This is a genomic window from Streptomyces sp. S4.7 (assembly GCF_010384365.1).
GTDB lineage: Bacteria > Actinomycetota > Actinomycetes > Streptomycetales > Streptomycetaceae > Streptomyces.
In genome coordinates, this window is the sequence record NZ_CP048397.1 from 4,039,619 (window position 1) to 4,056,034 (window position 16,416).

Annotated in this window: 14 protein-coding genes and 2 pseudogenes; 8 read left to right on the plus strand and 8 right to left on the minus strand. The window is 70.3% G+C overall.

Annotation, left to right across the window (positions count from 1 at the left end; genetic code table 11):
- Window positions 1-65: 65 nt before the first annotated feature.
- Window positions 66-425 (minus strand): darcynin family protein, encoded by a 360-nt coding sequence (locus SSPS47_RS17955; protein WP_164251979.1) that lies wholly within the window; start codon window positions 423-425, stop codon window positions 66-68.
- 199 nt (window positions 426-624) lie between these two features.
- Here SSPS47_RS17955 and SSPS47_RS17960 point away from each other — a divergent pair, with 199 nt between their 5' ends.
- Window positions 625-840, plus strand: a complete 216-nt coding sequence (locus SSPS47_RS17960; protein WP_203557872.1) for a hypothetical protein — start codon at window positions 625-627, stop codon at window positions 838-840.
- Window positions 841-1,173: 333 nt separating this feature from the next.
- On the opposite strand, the gene SSPS47_RS17965 is transcribed toward SSPS47_RS17960, so the two are convergent.
- The 3 genes from SSPS47_RS17965 to SSPS47_RS17975 form a co-directional block, all read right to left on the minus strand.
- On the minus strand, window positions 1,174-1,863 hold the full coding sequence (locus tag SSPS47_RS17965; protein ID WP_164251980.1) for a siderophore-interacting protein: 690 nt from the start codon (window positions 1,861-1,863) through the stop codon (window positions 1,174-1,176).
- Between the two features lie 327 nt (window positions 1,864-2,190).
- A protein-coding gene (locus SSPS47_RS17970) for an IS3 family transposase (RefSeq protein WP_164250193.1) occupies window positions 2,191-3,392 on the minus strand; the annotation gives its coding sequence in 2 pieces (ribosomal slippage) (window positions 2,191-3,101 and window positions 3,101-3,392; 1,203 coding nt in all).
- Between the two features lie 455 nt (window positions 3,393-3,847).
- The gene (locus SSPS47_RS17975) at window positions 3,848-4,471 is read right to left on the minus strand and encodes a TetR/AcrR family transcriptional regulator (protein WP_164251981.1); all 624 of its coding nucleotides are present in this window, start codon (window positions 4,469-4,471) and stop codon (window positions 3,848-3,850) included.
- A gap of 133 nt (window positions 4,472-4,604) precedes the next feature.
- Here SSPS47_RS17975 and SSPS47_RS17980 point away from each other — a divergent pair, with 133 nt between their 5' ends.
- On the plus strand, window positions 4,605-5,684 hold the full coding sequence (locus SSPS47_RS17980; protein ID WP_164251982.1) for an aldo/keto reductase: 1,080 nt from the start codon (window positions 4,605-4,607) through the stop codon (window positions 5,682-5,684).
- Here SSPS47_RS17980 and SSPS47_RS17985 read toward each other — a convergent pair.
- Window positions 5,620-6,281 (minus strand): annotated as a pseudogene (locus SSPS47_RS17985) (DedA family protein). The gene SSPS47_RS17980 and the pseudogene SSPS47_RS17985 sit on opposite strands and share 65 nt — an antisense overlap.
- A gap of 304 nt (window positions 6,282-6,585) precedes the next feature.
- Between SSPS47_RS17985 and SSPS47_RS36000 the strand changes: the two are divergent.
- The 3 genes from SSPS47_RS36000 to SSPS47_RS18000 all read left to right on the plus strand — a co-directional run bounded on the left by SSPS47_RS36000 (window position 6,586) and on the right by SSPS47_RS18000 (window position 10,865).
- Window positions 6,586-7,227 (plus strand): TetR/AcrR family transcriptional regulator, encoded by a 642-nt coding sequence (locus tag SSPS47_RS36000; RefSeq protein ID WP_164251983.1) that lies wholly within the window; start codon window positions 6,586-6,588, stop codon window positions 7,225-7,227.
- A gap of 68 nt (window positions 7,228-7,295) precedes the next feature.
- Complete coding sequence (locus tag SSPS47_RS17995; RefSeq protein ID WP_164251984.1) at window positions 7,296-9,587, plus strand: MMPL family transporter; 2,292 nt, start codon at window positions 7,296-7,298, stop codon at window positions 9,585-9,587.
- Between the two features lie 294 nt (window positions 9,588-9,881).
- Window positions 9,882-10,865, plus strand: a complete 984-nt coding sequence (locus SSPS47_RS18000) for a sporulation protein (protein WP_164251985.1) — start codon at window positions 9,882-9,884, stop codon at window positions 10,863-10,865.
- A 228-nt stretch (window positions 10,866-11,093) separates the two neighbouring features.
- Here the strand turns inward: SSPS47_RS18000 and SSPS47_RS18005 are convergent, their stop codons facing one another.
- Window positions 11,094-12,047 carry a M56 family metallopeptidase gene (locus SSPS47_RS18005; protein WP_164251986.1) on the minus strand — a complete coding sequence of 318 codons (954 nt, stop codon included), beginning with the start codon at window positions 12,045-12,047 and terminating at the stop codon, window positions 11,094-11,096.
- A gap of 3 nt (window positions 12,048-12,050) precedes the next feature.
- Entirely contained in the window at window positions 12,051-12,446 is a 396-nt protein-coding gene (locus SSPS47_RS18010; RefSeq protein ID WP_164251987.1) for a BlaI/MecI/CopY family transcriptional regulator, read from the minus strand.
- Between the two features lie 167 nt (window positions 12,447-12,613).
- On the opposite strand from SSPS47_RS18010, the gene tatA reads away from it, so the two are divergent.
- Complete coding sequence (tatA, locus tag SSPS47_RS18015) at window positions 12,614-12,967, plus strand: Sec-independent protein translocase subunit TatA (RefSeq protein WP_164251988.1); 354 nt, start codon at window positions 12,614-12,616, stop codon at window positions 12,965-12,967.
- 97 nt (window positions 12,968-13,064) lie between these two features.
- Here tatA and SSPS47_RS18020 read toward each other — a convergent pair.
- A pseudogene (locus tag SSPS47_RS18020) lies at window positions 13,065-13,395 on the minus strand (LLM class flavin-dependent oxidoreductase); the annotation flags it as partial.
- 1 nt (window position 13,396) lies between these two features.
- On the opposite strand from SSPS47_RS18020, the gene SSPS47_RS18025 reads away from it, so the two are divergent.
- Window positions 13,397-14,293, plus strand: a complete 897-nt coding sequence (locus tag SSPS47_RS18025; protein WP_164251989.1) for an erythromycin esterase family protein — start codon at window positions 13,397-13,399, stop codon at window positions 14,291-14,293.
- A 391-nt stretch (window positions 14,294-14,684) separates the two neighbouring features.
- Window positions 14,685-16,328, plus strand: coding sequence for a hypothetical protein (locus SSPS47_RS18030; RefSeq protein WP_164251990.1), 1,644 nt, complete (start codon window positions 14,685-14,687; stop codon window positions 16,326-16,328).
- Window positions 16,329-16,416 lie beyond the last annotated feature (88 nt).

Below are 16,416 nucleotides of genomic sequence, written 5' to 3' on the forward strand. Positions count from 1 at the left end.
CCGCATCGCGGTTCGCCTGGTGGTCGCCTACCACGCCGCGCCGGTAGGCGACCACCAGGCGATACTCAGGCGTTGTTGGTCGCCAGAATGTCGGTGTCGTAGTGCTTGGCGTACGCGTTCTCGACGCCCACGAGGATTTCGACGATCTCGAAGTAGTGGTCCCAGAACGGCGTCTCGCGCAATGCCTCGATGACCAACTGGAAAGCCTCGTGATCGCGTGCCTCCCAGACCCAGATGTCGGTAACGCGGGCCGTGTAGAACTCGGTGTCGTAGTAGCGCCAACGTACGTCCTCGGCCTTGTCCTTGATGGCGGGCAGAACGCTTTCCTGGAAGGCGGCGACGCGCTCCGGCACGGACAGCTCCAGCCAGGCGCGATTGGTCTTGAGGAGAATGAACGCTGTTACGGCGGGCTCGAAGTCGGACATGGAAGATCTCCTCGCAGGGTGCTGGATGGTGTTTGCGGTGCGGTGCCGTAGGCCCCGCTTAGGGTGTCCTCGTCCAGGCCGGGCCGGTCGGATTCCAGTCGGGAAGCTCGCGCGTGCGGGTGCCCGTGGCCCCTGGACGAAGACGTGCATGACTTTCCCGCACCAGTTTGGGTTCACCGTGTGTCGAAACGATCCGGCGGTGAAACAGTTGATCGCGACCAAGGACGTTCTCAGCGCCGGCGCGTGTGCCGTCCTGAATCGCATCGACCCGGCCCGGCCAGCCGGCGATCAAGCAATCGGCCGGCTGTTCGGACCGGCCTTCTTCTGGGGCATGAGCGGGCGCGACCCGGCGCAGCTCGACACGCACGAGCTGGCACGAAGCTTCCTCCGTGGCCTCGGATCTGAGGAATCCTGAAGGCGAGCCCGTCATGCCGCTCCCGGCCACGCACCGGCGGCTGTCGTCGGTGTTTCTGAATTGACGTCACCACTCAGTTCCTGCCGTCAACAGGCAGCTACGGCAGTGGGCGTGTCCGCATGACTTACCATCAGGCACGGAATGGTTGCTGGTTCAGGCGATCGACGAAGTCGCTGTTCGCCAAGACTCGGCAGGGCTTCAAGAACGGATTTCTTACTACGCCGATTCAAGGGCCACCGCACGCCAACTGCCGGACTCTCGGAAGCTGAAGAATCCGCCTCGTACCAGTGGGTGCGGCGGCGGCATCCCTGGAAGCACAGGCGCGATGCTGTCCTACTCCAGCCCGCGCTTGCCCGGTGCCCAGAACGGCTTGGTGAGTACCGCCCGTCGGTCCCAGCCGGCCTCTCGCACGAGCACCTGCCGCACGTGCTGCACGGTCCGCGCCTCCCCGGCGACGTACGCGATCCCGCCTGACTCAGGGGCGAGGCGTCGCACCGCATCCGGGAGCGAAGTGCCACTCCTGATGATCCAATCGAGGCGGTCCGAGTACGGCAGGGGGAGCCGGTCGGCAGCCGTCTCCGTTTCGATGCAGCCGGAGATTCGCGCCCCGTCAGGCAGTGCGCCCAGCATCGCGCCGAAGGCGACCGACGCCGTCTCCTCCCCGACGAACACGTGGTGCGCGGCGTCGGGCCGCAGCATGAACGCCCCTTCCGGCTTGCGCATTCGGACCCGGTCGCCGACTGTGACGCTTCTCCCCCACCGTGCTCCGGGACCACCCTCAGGGTGATCCAGTACGCACAACTCGACGGCGCCCTCCGGGTCGTAGCGCCAGATCGAGTACGTGCGCAGAGTCAGCCCGCCGCCGACCGCGACCCTCACCTGCTGTCCGGGGCGGACGGCCAGCCCGGACAGGGCCTCGCCCTCGATGCGCAGGCGACGGAGCCGGGCGGCGACAGGCTCGGTCTCGGTGGCCGTGCCATGAAGCGTCAGCAGGTCCAGGAGAGGGGAGAGCAGGGCAGCCATAGGACTCCTCGGAAACTCGTCGATGCGGTGGGGCGCTGAAGGCCAACATCCAACCGAACGCGACACTATCGCGTTCTGCTCAGAACGCGATAGTGCTTGTTTTTGTGTGTGCCCGCGTTCGGCTACGCCGGGCTCCTTTGACGCCGCGATCAGTAGGCCGACTTCGCGAAGGTCGGGGCCCTGGCACATGCGGAGCCGAGACGGACAGTCGGGGCCCTGCCGGTGACGGCGACAACGGGGGTTGCGCGGCCCCCGCGCCCGATGCGTCTGAACCAGATCCAGCTCCGCCTGGGCGGAGGGGCCTTCACCCGGAATCTTGGACACGGGCTATGCGGCTGGGGCCAGGGTAGTTGATGTTGAGTTGAGGGCTGTCTCGTAGGCGATGGGACTGCGTTGTCCGAGGCTGGAGTGGCGGCGTCGGGTGTTGTAGCGGTGGAGCCAGCGGAACAGGTCGAGGCGGGCTTCGCGCTCGTCGGCCCACGCCCTGCGGCCCTGGAGTGTCTCCCGCTTGCAGGTGGCGTTGAAGGACTCGGCGAGTGCGTTGTCCGCCGAGCTGCCGATGGCGCTCATGCTCTGCATCACGCCCGCCCGGCGACAGGCGTCGGCGAACGCCCTGCTCGTGTATTGGGCGCCGTGGTCGGTGTGCATGACGGCGCCGGCCAGGCTGCCGCGGCACCGTTCCGCGGCGGCCAGGGCGTCGGTGACCAGTTCGGCTCGCATGTGGTCGGCGATCGCCCAGCCTGCCAGGCGCCGGGAGGCGAGGTCGATGACCGTGGCCAGATACAGGAACTTCCCGCCGGTCAGCGGGAGGTAGGTGATGTCGCCGACGTACTTCGTGTTCACCTTCGCGGCGGTGAAGTTGCGGCCGATGAGGTCTGCTGCCTTCGCGGCGGTCGGATCCGCGATGGTGGTGCGGTGCTTCCTGCGCAGCCGCAGTCCGGCGAGTCCCGTGGTCTGCATGAGGCGGGCGACACGTTTGTGATTGATCCGCTCGCCGTTCTCGCGGAGCTCGGCGGTGATCCTCGGGACGCCATAGGTGCCGTCCGAGCTGTGGTGGATGGTGCGTATCCGCGCGGCGAGCTTCGCGTCGGCTGCCTTGCGGGCCGCCCTCGCGGCCGCGGTGTTGCGCCAGTAGTAGAAGCTCGAGCGGGCGATGCCCAGGATGGTGCACAGCCGCTTCACGCCGAAGCGGCGCTGGTGGTCGGCGACGAACTGGAAGCGGTTCACCAGCGCGTCTCCCCGGCGAAATACTTCGCCGCCTTCCTCAGGATCTCGCGCTCCTCCTCCAGCTCGCGGACCTTCTTGCGCAGGGCCGCGTTCTCCTCCTCCAGCGGCGTGGGCGGCTCCGCGGCTGTCTCCGCCCGGCGCCCCCTCGGCCGGTTCGCCCCGGCCGCCCGAACCCAGTTGCGCAGCGTCTCCGGGTTGACTCCCAGATCAGCGGCAACCGACCTGATCGTCGCTCCGGGCCGGGACCGGTACAGCGCGACCGCGTCCGCCTTGAACTCCGGCGGGTAGTGCTTCATGACCACGAGATGTCCGTTCTCAGATCCTCAGGATCCAGTGTCTCGTGTGCCCAAGATCAAGGGTCAAGGCCCGAGTAGAACTCACCCCGGAAGCGTGACAGTCCCGCAATCGGATCCTGCCGGACGACGTGATGCGACAGACTCATCCCCACGGCCTTCGTGCTAAGCGTTGTGTGTTCCTTGGTCGGATCACATGCTCAGCCGAAGGCCGCCCGCACGTAGGGCAGTTACCAGTCCGAGTGATCAAGTACGACGAACCGTTCGGACCCCGAGGTTAAAGATCAAGCTAGTACTGAAGCGCCGTCGCGACGTCCCTGCCGATGCGTTCCACCGCGCCCAGGTCGAGTCCGTAGTGCACGTAGCGGCCGTTGCGTTCCGTACGTACGGATGGATCACGGGCAGCAGCTGGGAGAGGTTCCGGTCCTGAACCGCCCCGCGTCCCCGGCCCCGGCCTCCCCGCGCTACGTGTAGACGCCCGCCCGCGCCGCCGCCGCTGCCGCCTCCGCCGCTCGTGTCCCCGCCGCCTCGTCGAGGGGGGCGTCGCTGGTCAGCAGGCGGTAGTAGAGCGGGGCCGAGACCGCGCGGATCACCTCGTGCGGGTCCGTCCCCTCCGGCAACTCGCCCCGCAGCACGGCTTGTTCGACACACGGCGCCCATTCGGCGACCCGGATCTCGTAGAAGCGGTGCAGGGACTCGGCCGTTCTCGCGTCCGTCGTCGCCGCCGCGATCACCGCCTTGAACAGCGCGCCCTGGCGCGGGTCGGCCAGAGTGCGGCGTACGAGTTCGGCGTTGGCCCGCAGATCGCCGAGCAGCGAACCGGTCTCGGTGTGTGGCAGCGACCGCTCGGCCATGTCCGTCAGCAGGTCGGCGACGAGACCGGCCACCGTTCCCCAGCGGCGGTACACGGTCGACTTGCCCACGTCCGCGCGGCGCGCGAGATCGGCGAGGTCCAGCCGCGCGAAGCCGTCTTCGGCCAGGGCGTCGCCGGCTGTGCGGAGCACCGCGGCGCGCACCCGAGCTGTACGGCCTCCGGGGCGCAGGGTCCCGGGATCGCCACAGGCGTCGTCGTTCTCTTCAGCGCTCATCGGCGCACCTCACCCCCATAACGGGACTCCAGTTTCATTAGCCACACTCCTCTGTTACGTTGGGGCCATCTTAAAGGGACAGAAGTCCCGTTAGTGTTCTCGGCTTCTCAGGGTCTCGTGAAGGGTTTCGATCATGGAGTACAGGCAACTGGGAGCGTCCGGGCTCAAGGTCCCGGCACTCAGCTTCGGGGCGGGCACGTTCGGCGGCCGGGGGCCGCTCTTCGGCGCCTGGGGCAGCACCGACGCGCAGGAGGCGCGCAGGCTCGTGGACATCTGCCTGGAGGCGGGCATCTCGATGTTCGACACGGCGGACGTGTACTCGGCGGGCGCCTCCGAGGACGTCCTCGGCCAAGCGATCAAGGGCCGTCGGGACGAGGTGCTGCTGTCGACCAAGACGAGCCTGCCGATGGGCGACGGACCGGGGGACGCCGGATCCTCGCGCTCGCGGCTGATCCGGGCGACCGAGGACGCGTTGCGTCGGCTGGGCACCGACCGCATCGACCTCTTCCAGCTCCACGCGTTCGACGCGGCGACCCCGGTCGAGGAGGTGCTGTCCACACTCGACCAGCTCGTACGGTCCGGGAAGATCCGCTACGTCGGCGTCTCCAACTTCTCCGGCTGGCAGCTGATGAAGTCGCTGGCCGCCGCCGAGAAGCAGGGCCACCCGCGCTATGTGGCGCACCAGGTCTACTACTCGCTCGTCGGCCGCGACTACGAGTGGGAACTGCTGCCCCTCGGTCTCGATCAGGGTGTCGGCGCGATGGTCTGGAGCCCGCTGGGGTGGGGGCGGCTCACCGGCAAGCTGCGCCGTGGCCAGCCGCTGCCGGCCGGCAGCCGACTGCACGAGACCGCCGGCTTCGGGCCGCCCGTCGACGACGAGCATCTCTTCCGTGTGGTCGACGCACTCGACGAGATCGCGGAGGAGACCGGCAGGACCGTCCCCCAGGTGGCCATCAACTGGCTGCTGCGACGCCCCACCGTGGCCTCCGTCATCATCGGCGCCCGCAACGAGGAACAACTGCGTCAGAACATCGGTGCCGTCGGGTGGGAGCTGACGCCCGAGCAGGTGGCCCGGCTCGACGCGTCGAGCGCGAAGGTGGCGCCGTATCCCTACTTCCCGTACGAACGCCAGGAGGGCTTCGCCCGCCTCAACCCCTCCCCGCTCGCCCGCGCCGCCGCTGACCGCTGCCGGCGAGAGGCCGCAGGCGCGTGAGCGCGTACGTGACGACGGCGAGCAGGACCAGGGCGAGAACCACCTTGGAGAGCACCCCGACGTATGTCTCCACCAGATGCCACTGGTCGCCCAGCCAGTAACCGGCCAGCACCAGAACCGAGTTCCACAGCAGGCTGCCGAGGGTGGTCAGGGATATGAAGACCGGCAGCGGCATGCGCTCGACCCCGGCCGGCACCGAGATCAGACTCCGGAATATGGGCACCGTGCGGCCCAGGAAGACGGCCTTGGTGCCGTGCTTGGCGAACCACTGCTCCGTACGCACCAGATCGGCGTCCTTGACCAGATCGCGTGCATCCGCTCGCGGCCGAAGAGCATCCCCACCCAGTACAGGACAACCGCTCCCACCACCGAACCGAGCGTGGTCCAGAAGAGCGCCGCTCCCAGACCGATGACTCCCTGACCCGCCGCGAAGCCGGTCAGCGGCAGGATGATCTCGCTCGGCAGCGGTGGGAAGAGATTCTCCAGCGCGATGGCGAGGCCCGCGCCCGGCGCCCCCATCGTGTCCACGAGATCGGCGGCCCAGCCCGCGATGCCGCCCGCAGGTTCCTGCGGGAGAGCGAGCAGTACGACATCCATCAGTTGGCTCCAGGGGGCGCGGGTGTGGGGTGTGGGCTGGGGGTGGGGGCGGACCCGTCGGACGGTTTCCAGCGTCCGACGGAGAGGTTCCAGCGGATCCGGCGCGTACGTCGCGCTTCCCCCACAACAATAGAAACCGCAGGCCAGCCCCGGTATGCGGGTTACCGCCGGGCCCGCTGCGGAAAACCGCAGGCAGCCCCCTGCGGTTTTCCGCAAGGAACCGGGAAGGCGCCCAAGGGCGTTCAGAGGCGCCCGGCCACCCCCGTCCATCAAAGCTGACCGATCGGACAGTTATGGTGGACGCATGGCACGCCCCGCCTCCGCCCTGCGCGGACACATCCAGGAATCGGCGTTGCAGTTGTTCGCGACCCGCGGCTACGAAGGCACGTCGCTGCACGACATCGCGACCACCGTCGGCTGCTCGAAGGCGTCCCTGCTCTACCACTTCACCAGCAAGGAAGCGATCCTCACCGAGCTGCTGACCCCGGCCGGCGAAGGGCTCGCCGCCCTCGACGCCCGGCTACTCGACCTCGACGGGCGGGCGGCAACGGAGGCCGCCGTCACCGGCTACGTCGATCTCGCCATGCGTTTCCGGCGCGAGATCAAGATCCTCTTCGAGGACATCCCCGGTATGACCGCCCACCCCGCGCTCGGCAGCATTCCCGGCACCGTCGACCGTCTGCTGGACGCGTTCGCGGGCCGGTCGAAGGCGGCACGGGACGTGGTCGCGGCCTACATGGTCCTCGGGGCCGTCTTCGTGACGGGCGCCAGCGATGTCGACGTACCCGATCAGGAACTGCGCGACGAACTCGTCCGCGGCGCGCTGCGCACCCTCGCACCCGCACCCGGACCCGGACCCGCACCCGCACCCGCACCCGCCTCACGAAACCCCGGCCCCGGCCCCGACCCCACCCCCGACCCGGCGCCGGCCCCCGCCCCCCACTGATCGCGCGCAGCCCCCTCGCCCCCCGGGCCGAGCCCGACCACCGACCACCGAGAAGAGAAACCTTCGCCATGGCTTCCCTGCTGTACCGGCTCGGCCGGTTCTCCTTCCGCCGACGCAGGCGCGTCGTCGCCGTATGGCTCCTCCTGCTCGCCGCGCTCGGCGGAGCCGCCGCCACCCTCATGGGCCCCAGCAGCGACAAATTCACCATGCCCGGCACCGAGTCCCAGCGCGCGCTGGACTCCCTCCAGGAGCAGTTCCCGCAGGCCAGCGGCACGACCGGCACCATCGTCATAGCCGCGCCCGAGGGCGGGAAGCTCGCCCCGGCCGCGGTCGCGCCGGTGGTACGGGACGCCGCCGCCGTGCCCGGGGTGATCGGCGCGGTCGACCCGTTCCAGGCGGGCGCCGTCTCCGAGGACGGCCGGTACGCCCTGGTCCAGGTGCAGTTCGAGAAGGCCGTCGACGAGGTGACCGACGCGCAGCGCGCGGCGTACGAGAAGGCCGGCGCCGACGAGGAGGGGCTGCGGGTCGAGCACGGCGGTGAAGTCCTCAGCGCCGAGGTGGAGGTGGGCTCCACCGAGGCGATCGGTGTCCTGATCGCCGCGGGCGTCCTCGTCGTCACCTTCGGCTCGATGGTGGCCGCCGGTATGACGCTGCTGAACGCGCTCGTCGGCGTCGGGGCCGGCATGGCCGGGCTGTTCGCCCTGAGCAGCGTGGTCGAACTGACCAGTACGGCACCCATCCTGGCGCTCATGCTCGGGCTCGCCGTCGGCATCGACTACTCGCTGTTCATCACCTCACGGCACCGCCAGTACCTGACCGAAGGCATGGACGCCGAGGAGGCGGCCGGCCGCGCGGTCGGGACAGCGGGTTCTGCCGTGGTCTTCGCGGGCGCCACCGTCGTCATCGCCCTCGCCGGGCTGACCGTCGTCAACATCCCCTTCCTGAGCGTCATGGGCCTGGCCGCGGCGGGTACGGTCGCCGTCGCCGTCCTGGTCGCGCTCACACTCCTCCCGGCGCTTCTCGGCTTCGCCGGCCTCCGCGTCCTGCCCCGCAAGCAGCGCGACAGCCGCACAGGCACAGGCACAGGCACAGGCACCGGCACCGGCACCGAAAGCAGTACCGGCACGGGCTCCGGCAGCAGCGCCGTCAGTGGCACCAACACCTCGAAGGACGGCTCGACCACCGAGCCCCGCGAGGCCCTCGGCTTCCGCTGGGGCCGTACCGTCACCCGCTTCCGCGTCCCCGTCCTCCTCGTCGGCATCCTCGGCCTCGGCGTACTGGCCCTCCCCGCCGCCGACATGCGCCTGGCGCTGCCCGACGCGGGCACCGCCGCCGCGGGCTCCGCGACCCGTGAGGCGTACGACCTCACCAGTGAGGGGTTCGGCCCCGGCTTCAACGGCCGTCTGATCGCCGTCGTTTCGAGCGACGACGCCGCGGCCACCGCCGCCGCCGCGAAGGAGGCGACGGAGCGGATCCAGGGCACCAAGGACGTACTGGCCGTCACACCACCGCAGTTGAACAAGCAGGGCACCACGGCGCTTCTCACCGTCATTCCCAAGGCGGGCCCCACGGACGAGGCCACCGAGGCGGTCGTGCACGCCGTCCGTGACCGCGTGGCGGACATCGGGGACGCCCCGGGCGCGGCGGGCGCGGATGTCGCGCTCTCCGGCACCACGGCCGTCGGCATCGACGTCTCCGAGAAGGTCGCGGACGCGATGCTGGTCTATCTGCTGCTCGTCGTCGGTCTGTCGATCCTGCTGCTGATGCTGGTCTTCCGCTCGTTCCTGGTACCGCTGAAGGCCGCGCTGGGCTTCCTCCTCACCATCGGAGCCACCTTCGGCATCACCGTGGCGATCTTCCAACAGGGCCGTTTCGCCGATCTGTTGGGCGTCGACACCCCCGGGCCGCTGGTGAGCTTCCTGCCGATCCTGCTCATCGGCATCCTGTTCGGGCTGGCCATGGACTACGAGGTCTTCCTCGTCTCCCGGATGCGCGAGGACTACGTCCACGGCGCCGGCGCGCAGCAGGCGACCGTCAGCGGGATGGGGCACAACGCCCGTGTCGTCACCGCCGCCGCGCTGATCATGACGGCCGTCTTCGGCGGGTTCGTCCTCATGCCCGACCCGATCATCAAGTCGATGGGCTTCGCGCTGGCCATCGGTGTGCTCGTCGACGCGTTCATCGTGCGCATGGCGCTGGTCCCGGCGGTGATGTCCCTGCTCGGGCGCGCCGCCTGGTGGCTGCCGCGGTTCGTCGACCGGATCCTGCCCAACCTCGACATCGAGGGCGAGAGCCTGCAACGCAAGCTCGTACCGGAGCAGCGCGCGGCGGACGAGAGCGAGGACGCGGTCAGGGTGTGACGCCGGAGCCGCCCCGGCCCGCGGGAAGGCGGGCCGGGGCGGCACGGATGTGACCGGACGGCGGGAGCGGCGCGGGTCGGACCTCCTCGGGGGTCGACCGGTGGCTGCCGGTGAGGGTCGCGTACCGCGGGTGCGCGTACGGCGGTTGAATGCATCCCCTTTGCGGCTGAGTGCTGTTGATGTGCATTCGGCGGCCTCCGTCAGGCGTATTGGTCCCTATGCTTGGTGCGTACTTCTACAGACCTGTAGAGATACGTCCGTAACTGGTCCGGGAACGAAGGAGGGAACACCTCGATGGTGTTCAAGCGGCTGCTCGGTTCACTCGGCGTCGGCGGGCCGACGGTGGAAACGGTGCTGGAGGCCGGTGCGGTACTGCCGGGTGGCACCTTGCGGGGCGAGGTCCGGCTGGTCGGCGGGAGCGAGTCGTACGACGTCGACCGCGTCGACCTGGAACTGGTCGCCCATGTCGAGGCGGAGCACGAGGAGGGGGAGAGCAAGGGCTACGTCGGCTTCGAGCGGTACGAGATCGGCGGGGGTTTCCGGCTGGGCGAGGGGGCGTCGCACAGCGTGCCGTTCTCGGTGCCGGTGCCGTGGGAGATCCCGTTCACCGAACTGCACGGTGAACCGCTGGGGGTCAGCCTGGGCGTGGTCACGGACCTGGAGCTCTCGGGCGCGAGGGACAAGGGTGACTTCGACGCCCTCGCCGTACGGCCGTTGGCGGTGCAGGAGGCCGTGCTGGAGGCGTTCGGGCAGCTGGGCTTCGGGTTCAGGTCGGCGGACCTGGAGCTGGGACACATCAACGGGACCGGCCAGCGCCTGCCGTTCTACCAGGAGATCGAGTTGATCCCGGCGCCGAGTTACGCCCACCGGCTGAACGAGGTCGAGGTGACGTTCCTGGCGCACCCGGGCGGGACGGAGGTCGTCCTGGAGGCCGACGGGCGCGGTGAGGCGGGTGTGGACGACGCGTTGAACCGGCACACCGTCGGGCACGAGGAGGTGCCCCACACCGACTGGAACGCGGTGGTGGCGGGGTGGATGGACCGGCTTGCGAGCGGTTACGGGGACCACGCGTACGGGCACGGTCACGGCTCCGACCACGGGGCCGGGCACGGTCACGGCTCCGGCATGAGTACGGGCGCGGCGGTCGCCCTCGGCGCGGCCGGTCTGGCCGTGGGGGTGGCGGGCGGCATGGTGGCGGCGGAAGTCGTGGACGAGGTGGGCGACTTCTTCGAGGAGGAGGAAGAGGAGGAGGGCGAGGAGGAGGGCGAGGAGGGCTAGGGTCCTGCCAGGCGTCCCGGGCCCCCGAAGATCCGCCGGACAGGGCCTGGACCGGGTCCGTCCGGGGCCGGTTCATCCTCAAGCGCCGGACGGGCTGGAGGTGTTCGGCCGGGTGGGGTGGGGGTGGGCGCCGGTGGTCGGTTGTCCTCAGGCGCTGGAACGGCTGGGCCGGCTCGGGCGGTCGCCCGGCGGGCTGAAGTGGGGCCCGGCGGGCGGGCGTCAGGCGTGCTAGAGCTGGGTCGATGCCTTCAGGACGAAGAAGAGCGTCACCGTCGCGTTCGCCGAGGACAGTGCCGAGCCCACCGTTCCCGCCGTCGCCGTCCAGATCGCCAGGCCCGCTCCGGTGAAGACCGGCGGCCACGTCATCGCGGCGGGTGCCGGGGCCAGCAGTGCGGCGACCCGGCGGGGGACGGGGCCCGCGCCGGCGATGCCGGCCAGCGTCGGTGCCGGGGCCCCGCGGGACACCAGCGCCGCCTTTCCGATCGCGCGGGCGACCAGCGTGCGGCTGCCGGTCGTCCGGGCCGCCTCCTCGTCCGCCCAGCGTTCCGTCGTGTACGCCACGGCCGCCTGTAAAGGCCGCAGTAAGGGATTCGCCCGCGCCGCCAGCCGTACCGCGAGCAGACCGCGGTGATGACGTCTCGTCAGATGAGCGCGCTCATGCGCGAACAGGGCCGCCCGCTCGCGGGAGTTGAGGCAGTCGAGCAGCGCGCTGGAGACGACAATCCGACCCGCCCGCTTCCCGTCCCGGCCTCGCCCGCCGCCCGGCAGCGCGTACGCGTACGGCGCCTGGTCCGGCAGCACCACGAGCTGCCGCTCGGGCATCCCCGCCAGCGCGCTCCATGCCCGCCGCCGTACGCGCAGGTGCCGCCAACCCGTGGCCGCGCATGCCGCCGCCACCGCGACCAGCGCGGCGATCGCGGCCTTGCCGGCCACCTCGTCGTACGGCACGGCGTCCCGCACCTCCGCGTCCGACCAGCCGTCGGGCAGCGGATTGCCCGGCAGTTGGGCCGTCCCGACGACGACCAGCAGCCCCAGGCAGAGCGTGCTGCACACGGCCAGCACCACCGTCAGCGCGGTCAGGAGGCGCGTGGCCAGGCGCGGATGGAGATGCTGCTCGGCCAGTCGCGCGACCGGCACCGCCGTGAGCGGCAGTACGAGCGGCAGAAAGACGAACACGCCCACGGGTCAGTCCTCCGCCTCGTCCTCGGTGGCGTGCAGCAGGTCGCGCAGCAGCCGCTCGTCGTCGTACGACAGGGCGGTGACGAACCGCGCGAGCACCGCCTCCCGGTCCGACTCCGCGTCCAGCACCCGGCGCATCCGCAGTGCGGCCAGCCCCGCGCCGTCGGAGGCGGCGCGCCACTCGAAGGAGCGGCCCGAACGCTCGCGGGTCACGGCGTTCTTGGCCTGCAGGCGGGTCAGGGTCGTCATCACGGTGGTGTACGCGAGGGTCCCGCCGAGCCGTTCGCGTACCCACCCCGCGTTCGCCGGCCCCGGTGCCTCCCGGAGCGCGGCCAGTACCTGCGACTCCAGTTCACCCTGCCCCCGGCGCCGACGTTCGTCGGGACCTTCGTGCTCGGTCACACCGTCTCCCTCAGGCTCCGGAGCGGGCCGCCCGCAGGCTTGGAATGCCCTCTCCCGCCAATCTCTACAGTCCTGTAGATTCTGGCAGCAGATAGCGGGTCCGTACCAGTGCGGGCCCGTTCCGGTGCGGGGCGTCCGGCCGCGCCCCACGTGGTCTGGAGGTCCAGTTGCTCGGGCTTGGTGAGCTGGCGATCATTCTGATCGTCGTGATTCTGGTGCTCGGCGCCAAGAGGCTGCCGGACCTGGCCCGTTCGGCGGGCAAGTCGGCCCGGATCCTCAAGAGCGAGGTCCGCGCGATGAAGGCCGAGAACCCGCCCCCGCCGACGGCTCCTGTGACGGACACGCCCTACCCCGTCCGTCCCGGCGAACCGACACGCGGCGAACCGACACGTGTTGAGCCAACGCATGTTGAACCGACACGTGTCGAACCGGGACTCACTGAACCCACTCGCGTTCAGCCGGCGTACACCGACCCCGAGGACCGCCCGCCCGGCGCCCGCCCCTCAACTCCCGGTCGGTGAGCGGCCACCGGACTTCCTTCCGCGTCGCCGCCTTGATGGAGAAGTTGGGCACGATCCGCTCCAGCCGGCCGGGCATGACCCAGTTGGCCGCCCCGTATCAGGAGGCGGCCGGCTGCCAGCCGAGTGCCGGGCCCAGGCAGGTGGCGATGTCGGTGAGTATCTGGACGTAGTCGTCGTGGTCGAAGGTGAACGGCAGCGCGAAGGAGACCTCGTCGATCTCCCGGAACGCGGCGTGGCCGTGGAGCCGTTCGGCGATCTCGGCGGACGGGCCGACGAGATCGGGGGCGAACATCGGCCGGCCCCTGGGGCGTGGCCGTCCGTGGCAGCCGCGTCCGCGCGTACTCCTCGTACTTGGCGCGCTGCGCCGCCGTCGCGTTGTCGGTCGGGACGACGACGAGCCCCTGCGAGACGCGGGCCCGGTCGCCGTCCATGCCCGACCAGCATCCGTCCCCCCCCCGCCTGCTCGCCGACTGGTTCCGTGCGCACTCCGTCCAGCTGACCGGCCTCGACGCGGACGAAGCACTCGACGATCTCGAACCGCTGCGGGAGATCGTCGGCGACGCCCGTGTCGTCGGCCTCGGCGAGAACGCGCACTTCGTCGAGGAGTTCTCCCACGCCCCTCAACGCGTGCTGCGCTTACTCGCCGAGCGCTGCGGATTCACCGTCCTGGCCTTCGAGTTCGGTTTCAGCGAGGGCTTCGCGCTCGACCGGTGGCTCAGCGGCGAGACGCAGGGCGAGAGTGAGGCGGAGGTGAGCAGGGCCGCCGCCGAGTGGGGCTTCGCCGACTTCATGGACTGGCTGCGCCGCTACAACCGCTCCGGCGGCCACCCGCTGCGGTTCGCGGGCCCCGACATCCCCGCGGCCGGCGGGGCGCTGCGACCCGCACTCGACCCGGTGGCCGACTACCTCCGCGAGGTCGACCCCGACGCGCTGGCGCTCCTCGAAACGGCCCTGGAGATCAGCGACCGGTTCCTCGGCGGTGAGAAGACCGGTTCCGGCGCAGCCGCGGCCCCCGCCTGGGGCGAACTGGAACCCGCCGAGCAGAACGAGCTGACCGCCACGCTGGCACGCCTCCTGCTGCGGCTGCGCGCAGTCGAACCGGTCCATGTGGAACGCGGCGGTCAGAGCGCCTTCGACATCGCCCGGCGCCTCGACCCTCGGCGAGGCGCCGTGGGAGCGGTCGACGGTCGTCGACAAGCCGGCGCCGAGGTCGCCGACGACCTCAAGGCGACCGAGGGCGGCGACGTCCTCGTGCTCTCCAGTGCGAGCGTCATCAAGGCGCTGCTGGCGGCCGACAAGGTCGACCGGCCGGCCCTCGCGAGCTGAAGGCGACGGCCGAGGCACGCGTCAACGGGTGACGACGTCCGGCGGTTCGTGGCCGGTCGATCGCGGCGGCGACCACTCCGCGCGCCCCGGCGACACCCTCGGCCACCCACCCCCGGCCGCCCAACTCCCGCCCGTCGTCTCCCGCCAGGCCCTCGACCTCGGTGTGCAGCCGCGCCCGGAGTGCGGCCGGACGAGCCGCGGGGTGCCCGGTTGTGCCCGTACCCATGCCGCCATGGTCCGTATGGCCCGTGTTCCGCGTCCGTTAACGATCTGAGCGCTCAGCTGGGCCCGCGGGTGGGCCCCTAGGCCCTGCGACTGGGTCCGGGCCTCTCCCTAGTCTCCGGAGATCTCCCGAGCGGGGAGGCCGGGAACGCTGGACGGAGGAGTCCGGATGACAGGCACACGGTGCGCCCACGGGGCTCCGCGGCGCGGTGCACGGGGTCAGGGCGGTGTCGAGTACGTCGCGCTGATAGGCGTCGTCGCCGCGATCGTCGGTGCGATCGTGGCGCTGACGGTCCCCGACGACACATCTGTGGCGCTGAAGGACGCGGTGTGCCGCATCGTCAACGCCGGTGACGGCGGCGAGGGTTGCGACTCCGGCGACGGAGGCGGCGGGGACGGGGGCGGTGGAGACGACGGAGGCCCCCTGCCCCAACCACCGCCGGGCGACCCCTTCCAGCCGGCGAAGTGCCTGCTCTCCCAGGATCAGACCAAAGAAACGGTCGTGGTCCAGATCCTCTTCATCAAGATCAGCAGCTCCGAGCAGATCAAGCTCCAGCAGTGGTCCGACGGCACCGTCACGCTGGAACGCGTGACCGAGACCGGCGGCGGTGTCACCGCGAGCATCTCGGCCGGCATCCCCGGGCTGAAGGAGTGGGGCGGCAGCGCCTCGCTCAGCGGCAGCTACGTGAAGGGCAGCGGCAGCGGCGGTCAGTGGCTGTTCAACGGCAACAAGACCGGTGACTCGCAGAAGGACCTTGAGCTGAACCTGGAGGACGCGAAGCAGTTCACCGAGTACCTGAAGGCCCAGAGCAAGTGCAACTCGCGCCCCGCCGGGCCCCGTTCCTCCGAACTCGGCATGATCTGCGGCTACCACGCCGACAAGAAGAAGCCCGATCTGCCGCCGGAGAAGGCCCCGGACGTCGACATCACCAAGACCAGCACCGAGGCGTCCGGCAGCGTCAGCTTCGGCAAGGGGTTCAAGAAGGGCAAGGGCGGCAAGGACAAGGACGGCAAGCCGACCGACCTGGGGAACATCTCGGGTGAGTTCGGCAGCGGCACCATGACCGAGGACGTCGTGGTCATGCGCGCCAACACCGGCCCCGACGCCGGGAAGATCACCTTCGTCTACACCTTCAGCGTCGACGCCAAGGGCGGTGAACTCGCCCAGGGCAAGGCCACCCGTATGCAGCAGGTCTCCGTGACCTACGACGCGGCCACGTTCGACCAGGAGGAAGAGGACGGCAAGGAGCACCGCCCGGAGAAGCTGGTGATCACGACCAGTCAGGAGAACGGTGAGGGCGCCGGCATCCAGGCCGGTGCGGGCGCCAATGTTCCCGGTACGCCGGTGACGATCGATGTGGGTGGTGGTGGCGGCAACATCAAGTCGCAGATCCACACCGAGTCGGCCGAGGTCGCGCTGGACAACGACGCCGACAGCAAGCTGGTCGAGGACTGGCTGCGCGGCCGGGGCGACTTCCCGGCCAGTGACGTCCTGCCCACCCCCTCGGACGCGGCGGAGGTCCCGGGCAGCGACGCCGGCCCGCTGGAGCGTCTCCTCCACGACAAGGGCAAGCTGTCGCGGCTGGACTACAACGCCAACACCGACTGGTGGAACGCCTCCCTCGGCATCGGCTTCGGGATCTCCGCCGGCCAGGTCACCGCCGGGTTCAAACTCTTCGGCATCGACATCACGCACGAGGAGAAGAACCAGACGATCACCGGCAACCCCTCGTACGCCACCGGGCCGAAGAACGGCGGGGCGCGCCCCTGGGTCGAGTGGACCAACTGCACGAAGACCAAGCCGATCACGTAGCGGCCCCAGGCAGACCCCCGGCGTTCCACGGACCGTTCCACTCCCCGCGTATGACGGCACGTCAGCGGGGGTGGAACGGTTCCGGGCG